This window comes from Pseudomonas sp. 10C3, from assembly GCF_036346185.1.
In the GTDB taxonomy this organism is placed as follows: domain Bacteria; phylum Pseudomonadota; class Gammaproteobacteria; order Pseudomonadales; family Pseudomonadaceae; genus Aquipseudomonas.
Genome location: NZ_JASJVE010000044.1, coordinates 18,297 through 27,350 on the forward strand (window position 1 = coordinate 18,297; position 9,054 = coordinate 27,350).

Genomic DNA, 9,054 nt, shown 5'->3' on the forward strand with positions numbered 1-9,054 from the left:
CAATAGGCCAGCATTGAATTAATGCGTAACGTCCTTGAGCCAGCCGACGCCATAAGGCCCCACCAGCCCGCCATCCATTGCCAGCATGGCCACCGACAAGGGCCCACCCAAAACGGACGACATGGGGATCGCAAACAGAAACCAGGCCATCATCCGGGTGCGGTAATGAGCGGGAAACCACAGCGACAGGAAAAAGATGACGCCGGGAAAGAAACCAGCCTCCGCGATGCCGGCCAGTAGCCGAATCACAGCATAGCTGATCGGCCCTTGGGCAAGCGCCGTGGCTGCCGCGCAAAGGCCCCAGGTGATCATTATCGCTTCTCCCAACTCGTTGGGCACATCTACCTTCGCGCTGGTTCGTGTTGATGTGTCAGTCGGGAGGTTCAGCGCTCTGGCAAGTTCAACGCGCAGGTCTTTCTTAACAGCAATCTGGGGGTCTTCCGCCATATCAATAAACAACAACCCCTTACTATTGGCGACTCGACGGGGTATTTGAGAGATTATGGCGCTCTTTCCAGATCCACCTGGCCCAATTACCAACAGGGCAGGCGCAGTTTGTCTGTGGGGCACCTGCGCCATATTGTTCATCATTCGAAATATAGCCTCACTCGGCTGGTAGTTAACCCAGATATCTTCTTGGATGATCGCAATTCGGTAATCATCATTTCCATCTAAGGTGTGACGCCGATCCGTCCGCAGGTGCTGTGCGCCCATTCGAGCTACTCCTTTGGATTAAATTTGCTGGGGACTTTCGAGTAATCGGGCTTTTCCGTAGTTGCTTTTTTGTATTCTCTACAATCCTTGCAGGGTAAGCCAATTCGTATGCCGAAGCGGCAGCCTGCTGTCGTCTAGCACGTTTGGTAAGTTTTTTGCTATCAGCCTCGATTTTTTGTTCTTCTCTGTAGTGTCTAGTCGCTTCCGGATCATTTAATGACCCAGGGCGCACAACTGCAGTATAAATAAGACTGGCACGGTATTCTTCATAAGTGAAATTCGGTAGCGTGAGATCGGACAGATTAATTGGATAAAAAACCCCTTCTATCTTGACCCAGATTTGATGCATCGAAAATCGATCATATTTTACGAGTACCTTTTTAGTACCCACAAATTGGCTAAGAATAGGATCCCAGTAAAAACGCCTGCCAAACTCAATACCATTTGGTTGAATTGAACGCGTTTTTTTCAGGCATGAAACGCAACTTAAACTGGTGAGAGTCTGTCACCTGTGGTGGATATGGGATACCTCCTGCAGGGGAAAAGTAATTGACCCACGCTTGTCTTGGCGAACTCCCTATACCTGAGTGGATAGTAGCGTGATAGAGGGCTACTTCCCTGGCGAACCAAGCGCAGAAATCGGAAAACGTCATTGTTGCTTGTTTTTCGCTATCCAAATTCCGTCTGGCTACTGCATTTGACATAGTTGTTCCTTTCAAGAAATGCACTTTACTCGTCATCATTGTTCCAATAAGCCGTTCAATATGTCCTCCGTAATGTTTTTTTCCAAGCGGACGGTACATTGCATCAATGCCAAATAAGTGGCAGCCCACTTGAAGCTTCGCACTTTTGAACTCGGCCGCATTATCCATATAAAGAACAGTAGGAACTCCATAGAAGGGGTAGTCTCCAGCCTCCAGCCCCAGACCCTTGACAAACTCATCTTTGCGCAGCACTGCATGAGAAAGCGCACAGGCAACCGAAATTGCTGAAGGAGCATGCAAACTTAAATAGTATCCAAGAATGACTCTGGTAAATACGTCGATCAATATAGTTAGCCAAGGCCGCCCAATTATATGAATGCGATCGTCAGCCAAAACCAGCACGTCTACCAACGTATGATCCATTTCAACCCAAGCAAGCGGATGATTAGTTAAAAGTTTACCGGGGCGAGCTTGGTGTCTTTGATTCGCAGCATCCGACCCAAGTCTAATTCGATCGCGCTCAGCTTCAGGTAAAATCGACTTTATTCGACTGGTCACGGTTTGCCGCGACGGGACGAGGATGCCTTTTTCCTTGCAGCTAACTTCCACTTCTTTCCATACGACGCTAAACGTTACCCCGCGAGCGGTGTACACTTTCTTGATTGATTCAGAAATAATTTTTTCTACCTCGTCACTCAAAAACGTACAACCAGTTTTTCTCCCTCGCTTATTAGTTAACATCGAAATTGAGCCAAGTTGCTCTTCGTATTTTCTTGCAAGCTTGTACAGATGATTCTTTGTGACCCAAGTTGATCAGCAGCTTTAATAGGTGATATATTCCCCAGCTTCAACTGTTCGACAACATTAAACCTAATAGCAGCTTGTTCCAAATCTTCCAGCTTGGCTTCAGCCGCCAGCTTGGTCGAGAGAGGGATCAGTCCTGCTTGATCAGGCTGTGCTAAAAACTCTATATCATCGAGTTTGACTGACTCAATTTCTCCGCTGCCAACAAACACAACCTCAACAGTGCAATAATCTAGCGCCCTTTGGATAATCGAAACCTTTCCCTTCGCAACTACTTGCATTCCAGGCGTGATATTTACTGGCATAAACGACTCTTTTTTGAGAGAGACACGACATCTCTATAGCCGAAAACACTGAAATATCAACCACTTTCTACATACTATTTGGTGGTTGGAGATGGATTCTATTCTGACACACACAAGGTTGTATGGATTTACTCGACATTGAACTATGCAATCACTCAAGAACGCATCTAAATTTAGGGTTTAAATAACCCCATAAATCTCATGCAGTTAGCATAAAAATTACAAACGACAACGCTTCCGAGCCGAGATCTGGTGCTGCATTTAATTAGGTTGACTGGCGCGCCATCGGAAAAAATACCGTTTGTCAGAGCTCATTTTTCACTGCATTGAACAGTTGAACAGTTGAACAGTTGAACAGTTGAACAGTTGAACAGTCTATGAAGAAGCACCGCGAGAAATGACGTAAGTTCTTTTAAAAATGATACTAAACGCGATGTCGGATTTTTTTGTATCCCTTTTAAGACGTCAACCGAGGTAAATTATTGTTTTGTAACTCATTATTTTTTTATCAAATATAGTCACCAGTCACATGAGTCTCGTAAGGTTTTGTTCTGTATATCCAACTCGCAAGCTACGTTGCCCGTCTTCGGCCGCCGCGGATTACCAAGTCGCAGCTCAGGGTCCGCCCAATTCTTGCTGTCCTCCGGCGTCTGCACTTGGAAATCTGCCTTGACCCAACGCATTCCTTGGTATTCGCTCACTACGTATCCTTTGTCTGTCAAAAACGATGAAATTGAAGCATCGGCGACGTTGAGCGTGGCGTCATGTGCACTGCGGCGCAGCTTCCCTCTGCAATGACTCGCGTGTGCCGAGCTATACAACGCATTGCGCGCGCTGCTATCAGAGCGACGAACTGGATGATGCTGTGATCCATTCAGAAAAAACATCAGCCCTAGCAGAGTGCAACATACCTGAGAAACCTCTGCCTCGATGAAAGATTAGGTAGATGCACGGACACACTAATTTCGGTTGTAGCCGTGCAGCCGAGTCACCACTACAAGGGGCACCGGACAACGATAGGCCTCGATCTTCCTGGCCGTAGCTGATTCTACGAGTCCGTCCAAGAAGGCTATCAGCGCTTGGTCGCTCGCCTGGACACCGACCGCCTGCGCAAACTGCGCTATTGGCTGAAAATGGCGCGTGGGTTTCAGAGGGCCTGCCCCTCTGAACATAGACTGGTGATCCTGCTTGTGGAGATCAAGTGCGTCGCGGTGCCGCGATGACGCTGGGAACCGCATAGCTCTCAGCGCCACACAGTGGTACCCCCCTCGCAAAGAGCGAACTGCCATGCTCCACATTGCAAGATTATCAGGCCCACCGCAGCCCACTCCCCCGGTGACGACTCGCGAGTCTGTTTTCGACACCCAGTGCGAGGATCAAAAGCTGGCAAGGACACATCGCGACTTGTGGCCGCAATTAAACCACCCCAGCACCGCTAGACGGTGCCACGATGTGCACGCCAACGATGACAGCAGAAAGCTCGAACTCAGCCGTGTCGGTGAACACTTCATGAAGGCGCTACCGAACACGGCCGGAAAAGCACAAAGGGCGGCGTTCGCAGTGCTGACTGACACCCTGAAAAATGCGTATGAAAAGAGCCCAACGTTCCGCCGGATTTATAACCATGCCTGGGAGCAAGACCTGCACATGCCGGACCGACGCTGGACGGTCGGCACCCATGCCGAGGCGGCTTTGGCTGACCGGCAACTTGGGCTCGAGCAATTGACTGTTTCTGGCGTGGCGCAAAGTTATCAGTTCGCCCGAGGCACCTACCCTTTGGACCTTCAACGCAGCGTGCTGAATGCGTTGTTGCCAGCGCTGACCGGTTTTATCGTGGAAGAGCTGAATCACCCGCGAGGTCCGGTTGTTGAGTACGCCAATATCATCCTGAAAGAAATCGGCCATCCGGCCCCGGCCTGCACTATTCGAACTTTGCCTGTTGATCATCAACGGATATATTCCGTTCCATCGGACAACAGGTTGCGAAGCAGTCTCCAAGCCATCCTGGCCATGCCTACGATTTCTAGCGCTGGCGCGCTGACGACCTTTCGGCAGCGCGCAGAAACCCTGCTGGATCGGGAGGCCGAACGCCGTCTCCAGGGCATTGCCAGCCGGCCACGGAGTGCCAACCCGATACTCGCTAGACGTTCAGCGGACGAATTCGCCGCAGCGCGAACATTTAGCCCGTTGCTCATGCGTTTGCTACGAACGCTCAAGGGTTGCGAAACACCCATGCAAACGTTGTCCTGCATTGCGCAGCAGAATCGCGTGCAGTTGATGTTCAAGTCCCGCATGGATAAATACCGAGATGCTTTCGCGATGGTGGCCGAGCGCGACGGCGACTGTGTGTCCTTTTTGCAATCTGTATTAAACCCTTGGAAAGGCGGTGGGCCTGACCGAACTGGAGACCGTTCATATTGATCGTCCGTTCGCCTTCCAATTAAGTCACACCGATGAAATTCCGGGTGCGCAAGCTAATCAAAGGTTCTCATTCGCCCGCCACACCATCTTGGCTGTACGTGATGAGCGGGGTAATCAGCGTCACTTCGATCCCGTGTTTGGCTGCGAAGTGGATCCTGCCCACTATGGTGACTTGGCGAGGTATCTTGGGACCGTTTGAAAACGTCCATGGGATTCGCGATGCTCGGGCGAACCATAACGCCACTGAGCCTTCCCGGCGAGACGCCAGGCTGTTCGCCCTCCCCTACAACCAAGAGGTGAGATCAGTTGCCGCCCGCATGTCGGCGTTGATCTGCTGAAGTCGAGTCAGATCCTCATTGGGCAAGCCCTCCACCGTTGCGCAGTCGGACTGTTCTGCCGCCTGAGCCAAGACGTTTGCCTGGAAGCGCTGAAGTTTTTGACTGTCCAGATACTGGGCTTTGACCCCAGATTTTTCTTTGAGCCGCACCAACAGGTCGCTTGGCAGAGTCACCCCTTTGACCGCACATCCCAGGTAAAGCGTTGCCAGATCCCCCAGACTGCGCAGCTCGATTTCTTTGAGTCGCCCACCGTTCTCACCACCCGCCAATGAATGCGGCTGGCCCTGATAGGAATACTTTTTGATGTGTGAGCGATCACTTCCGATTTGATGGGTTGACAAGTTTTTGATCCTGTCGAAACCAAACACCATTGGCACGACAGCGCCTTGGTTGAGCAAGCTCAAGAAAGGCGCTTTGCCGTGCTCGAGGTCGCTCTGGAGAGCACCCGCCGCTTGCCGATAAAACGCCTTAACCTCAGCGCCTTCGAGGCGTCTGGATGGTTGTCCGGCAATTTCCAGCGTTATCGTCTCGGGTAACTTTAGTTTCGAAGCGGCCACATCAAGTGAATCGCTGGTAAAATTTTTTGCCGCTAGCACAAGGCAATATTTGACGTGCAGAAAACGTTGGAGCCATTCAACGCTTTCCTTGGCGACCCGATGGTGATCAGCGATCAGCAGGTTGACGTTCATCGACAATAAATGCAGCGATTGATTGCTGTTCAAACGGTGCATCAGCACCTGTGTCATTCGGTGTTGCAGTGCTCTGGAAAAAGCGTTGGTGGTTTGTACGCCTTTGCCCGCCGAATAAATGCGGGCTTTGCTGCGCAAGTTGGAACGTGTCGTAGCATCGGTATCGGATTCAGGGGAGCGATCAGAGAAGAACACCTTGCCCTCAAGTGACTGAGCGCCACCCTTCGCATCATTGACCCCACCTTTGAGCGCATTCGAATGAAGTATTTCCAGCCCCCACGGCGTACCGTGCAGCGCCTCGGGCTTCATATAACCAACCGGCGCCGTGGGATTAAGGGACTGCAGCAGCGCCAGGCGCAGCCCCGAACGACTACGCTCGTCGATGCCACGCAGCGCATCCAGGGTCTCCAGAGGCGAACGACGTTCGCCATCCAGCGCATTCGCCCGCGTCCCTTCGCGACGTAGCTGCAGCACCCGCGCGCTATCACCACGGGTCACCGCCGTGTGAATCGGCAGCGGATCTTTTGCTTCTATGGGGGCTTGGGTCTGAAGCGGTTGCTGTAAACCGGGGAGCCGTCCGACAGGATTCATATTCATCTCGCAAATTAATGAATACGTGGCGAATGGAGAGAATTAGTTCCATAGCGACAAAGCTCTTGCGGGCAAAGGGTTTCACTCATGAGGTTCACAGTCGCCGTTGTAGCTCCAGCGACTCTCAATGCCCGACACAGAAGCGGGTGTGAACTGGCCTAATGATTCTGGACACCTTCATCGGGCGCTATGATGGCGCCCAAATCAGAGGTTTAAATTGACTAAAGCCATGCGGGTTTCCTACTCCACCGAGTTCAAGCTCAAGGCTGCTGCCTTGGTGTTGGACGAGAATAAGTCTGTTCAAGATGTCTGCACCAACATGAATATCCAGGTGCGTATCAACGCCTAGGATGACCTCGGTGATTTTCGAAGTGCTCATGCGTAGTACCTCTGCGGTTACGCACAACCAACCCCGGACGCAGGACAGGGCTCTCAGGGTGCAGCACAAGGCTCCTATCAGCTCACAGACGCCACGCCCGGCAATGCCAGGGAACGTCAGCGATCAATCGACAGGTCAACACCAAGGCATACCGCGAGCCAATCCACGCATGGGTCAGATTGAGCTGACGTTCCTGAGCATAGTAAACTGAGAGTCCTAGCAATTTTCCTTACGGCTCATGCTCGCCTCAAGCCCATGTCTAGCAAGTAGCGCACGATGGGAGGCACTTGCGTCGGAGTGCATCAGTAATCCTGGGCTAGGCTGGCGCTGAACAATGGCCAGTTGCAGAGCTGCGCACACCAGCTCAGCAGGCATGCTCGGGGCCATTGACCAACCCACCACTTTGCGGGAAAACAAATCCAGCACAACGGCCAAATACAACCAGCCGCTACGCGTGCGGATATAGTTTATGTCGGCTACCCAAGCCTTGTTTGGCACATCGGGCTCAAATTGACGAGCCAACACGCGTACAAGAGCCTTTGGCCCGTTTGGATGCCTCGTAAAAGCCTGAGCGACTGACCCCCAATAATTGGCAGATACGTACTACTGGATATGCCTTCTGTTGCATCTGTCGAACCAAGCGATAGCTCACTTCAATTCGCGGGCGAAGAAGGCCTAGCCTAATGAGATGGTCACCCCCGCACTTGGAGAGAGCTAGGCTTTCCCTGGGGGTTACCTTTCGGAGGTCATCATCAATAGCTTTCATCTGCACGGTCAGGACAAGCCCGGCCGGGAGGTGTTTCGCAAGAAACTCTCACGTCTGCAGATGATGCAGTTCTTCAGCAACCTTCCGGCGTGTACCGTGGTGATGGAGGCCTGTGCCTGAGCGCATTTCGTAGCTCGCCAATTGATGGCCATGGGGCATAAAGCCAAGCTGACTTCCCCGCCATTCGTTCGTCCTTACGTCAAGGGTAACAAAAACGATTTTGTCGATGCCGAGGCCATCTGCGAAGCCGCATCACGCCCGTCAATGCAATTCGTTTCGCCTAAGACTGAGGCCCAGCAGACGCTTTCGGTTTTACATCGTCTACGATTCCCAAAGGCAGTCCAGGCTGGGTGCGCTCGAGGGCCTGAACTTGGCTTTTTTCATCGCAACAGAGCACCAATGCCTTATCTGGCGGATCCAGATACAGTCCAATGACGTCCCAAAATTTTTCTTCGAAATTTGGATCGTTGGACAGTTTGAAGGTGCGTGTCAGGTGCGGTTTTATGTCGTTGGCGGCCCATATCCGCTGGACGCTGGCCGGTGAGATGCCAGCGACTCGCGCCATGCTTCGACAGCTCCAGCGAGCTTGACCGATACGCGGCTGAGTGACTTGCTCAAGGGTTCGTTTCAACGCTTCGGCCGGCAAGGATGGCTTGCGACCTCGTCCGGGCAGATCCACCAGACGCAGCTCTTGAAAACGCTTGCACCAGCGGGTGACTGAAACAACGGAGAGACCGGTCAACTGGGCAATCTCGTTACGAGAACAACCTCGAGCGGCTAGCAAAATCACCCGCGCCCGACGACCGTCGCGCTGACTGATCGTGGCTGATCTTATTCGTCGACTCAGTTCAGTTTGTTCGTCTTCACTGAGCACGATGTCCTGAGAGCTCATGTGATCACTCCAAGCACTGACTGACCACAGAAGCATAGCTCAGGTTAGAAACTTATTTCGGAGACCGGACACTAGAGATTTAACTGGCCTCATGCGCGGCAGAGGATGGTAAACATGTCCTGGCGGCGTTTTGCAAGGTAGTGGACGTTGATGAAGGCGACCTTTCGCAGTTCTTTCCCCCTGCCGAGGATGGCGATGATACGCCCTACTTAATGTCCAGCCAGTTGTTCAATGGCGAGCATGAAGGGCGTCAAGAACCTCGGGGGTTCAGTTCCAACGTTAGACCGTTGGATTCCAGCGTCAATGGAACTCTTATGTTCCTATAACCACTCAATAATGATCGTCACCACGTGCGCGCCTCTATCGTTTTTTCTTTTTTACTTTTTCCGCTCATCAAGGAGTATTTATGAGTTCACGAATCCCCCCTAGCAGCTGTCTCTTATACACATCT

7 protein-coding genes and 3 pseudogenes are annotated in these 9,054 nt (G+C 51.9%); 3 read left to right on the plus strand and 7 right to left on the minus strand.

Features of this window, described 5'->3' with window-relative positions:
* Nucleotides 1-18: 18 nt before the first annotated feature.
* The 4 genes from QN399_RS25645 to QN399_RS25655 are packed head-to-tail and all read right to left on the minus strand — an operon-like array spanning nt 19 to nt 2,527.
* The gene (locus QN399_RS25645; protein ID WP_330201879.1) at nt 19-714 is read right to left on the minus strand and encodes a TniB family NTP-binding protein; all 696 of its coding nucleotides are present in this window, start codon (nt 712-714) and stop codon (nt 19-21) included.
* Nucleotides 662-1,186, minus strand: a complete 525-nt coding sequence (locus tag QN399_RS26870) for a Mu transposase C-terminal domain-containing protein (RefSeq protein ID WP_369125139.1) — start codon at nt 1,184-1,186, stop codon at nt 662-664. Before QN399_RS26870 ends, QN399_RS25645 begins: the two co-directional genes overlap by 53 nt.
* Nucleotides 1,149-2,159, minus strand: a complete 1,011-nt coding sequence (locus QN399_RS25650; protein WP_330201880.1) for a transposase family protein — start codon at nt 2,157-2,159, stop codon at nt 1,149-1,151. Before QN399_RS25650 ends, QN399_RS26870 begins: the two co-directional genes overlap by 38 nt.
* Nucleotides 2,153-2,527 (minus strand): hypothetical protein, encoded by a 375-nt coding sequence (locus QN399_RS25655; protein WP_330201881.1) that lies wholly within the window; start codon nt 2,525-2,527, stop codon nt 2,153-2,155. Before QN399_RS25655 ends, QN399_RS25650 begins: the two co-directional genes overlap by 7 nt.
* A 1,287-nt stretch (nt 2,528-3,814) precedes the next feature.
* On the opposite strand from QN399_RS25655, the gene QN399_RS25660 reads away from it, so the two are divergent.
* Nucleotides 3,815-4,948: a PipA/GogA/GtgA family type III secretion system effector gene (locus QN399_RS25660; RefSeq protein WP_330201882.1), complete on the plus strand. Its 1,134-nt coding sequence runs from the start codon at nt 3,815-3,817 to the stop codon at nt 4,946-4,948.
* Nucleotides 4,949-5,231: 283 nt separating this feature from the next.
* Here the strand turns inward: QN399_RS25660 and QN399_RS25665 are convergent, their stop codons facing one another.
* Entirely contained in the window at nt 5,232-6,566 is a 1,335-nt protein-coding gene (locus tag QN399_RS25665; RefSeq protein ID WP_330201883.1) for an ankyrin repeat domain-containing protein, read from the minus strand.
* Nucleotides 6,567-6,795: 229 nt separating this feature from the next.
* Here QN399_RS25665 and QN399_RS25670 point away from each other — a divergent pair, with 229 nt between their 5' ends.
* The gene (locus QN399_RS25670; RefSeq protein WP_330201884.1) at nt 6,796-6,915 is read left to right on the plus strand and encodes a transposase; all 120 of its coding nucleotides are present in this window, start codon (nt 6,796-6,798) and stop codon (nt 6,913-6,915) included.
* Between the two features lie 249 nt (nt 6,916-7,164).
* Here the strand turns inward: QN399_RS25670 and QN399_RS25675 are convergent.
* A pseudogene (locus QN399_RS25675) lies at nt 7,165-7,470 on the minus strand (DDE-type integrase/transposase/recombinase); the annotation flags it as partial.
* Between the two features lie 223 nt (nt 7,471-7,693).
* On the opposite strand from QN399_RS25675, the pseudogene QN399_RS25680 reads away from it, so the two are divergent.
* Nucleotides 7,694-8,038, plus strand: a pseudogene (locus QN399_RS25680) (IS110 family transposase); the annotation flags it as partial.
* Here QN399_RS25680 and QN399_RS25685 read toward each other — a convergent pair.
* Nucleotides 8,037-8,603, minus strand: a pseudogene (locus tag QN399_RS25685) (IS630 family transposase); the annotation flags it as partial. The pseudogenes QN399_RS25680 and QN399_RS25685 overlap by 2 nt on opposite strands.
* Nucleotides 8,604-9,054 lie beyond the last annotated feature (451 nt).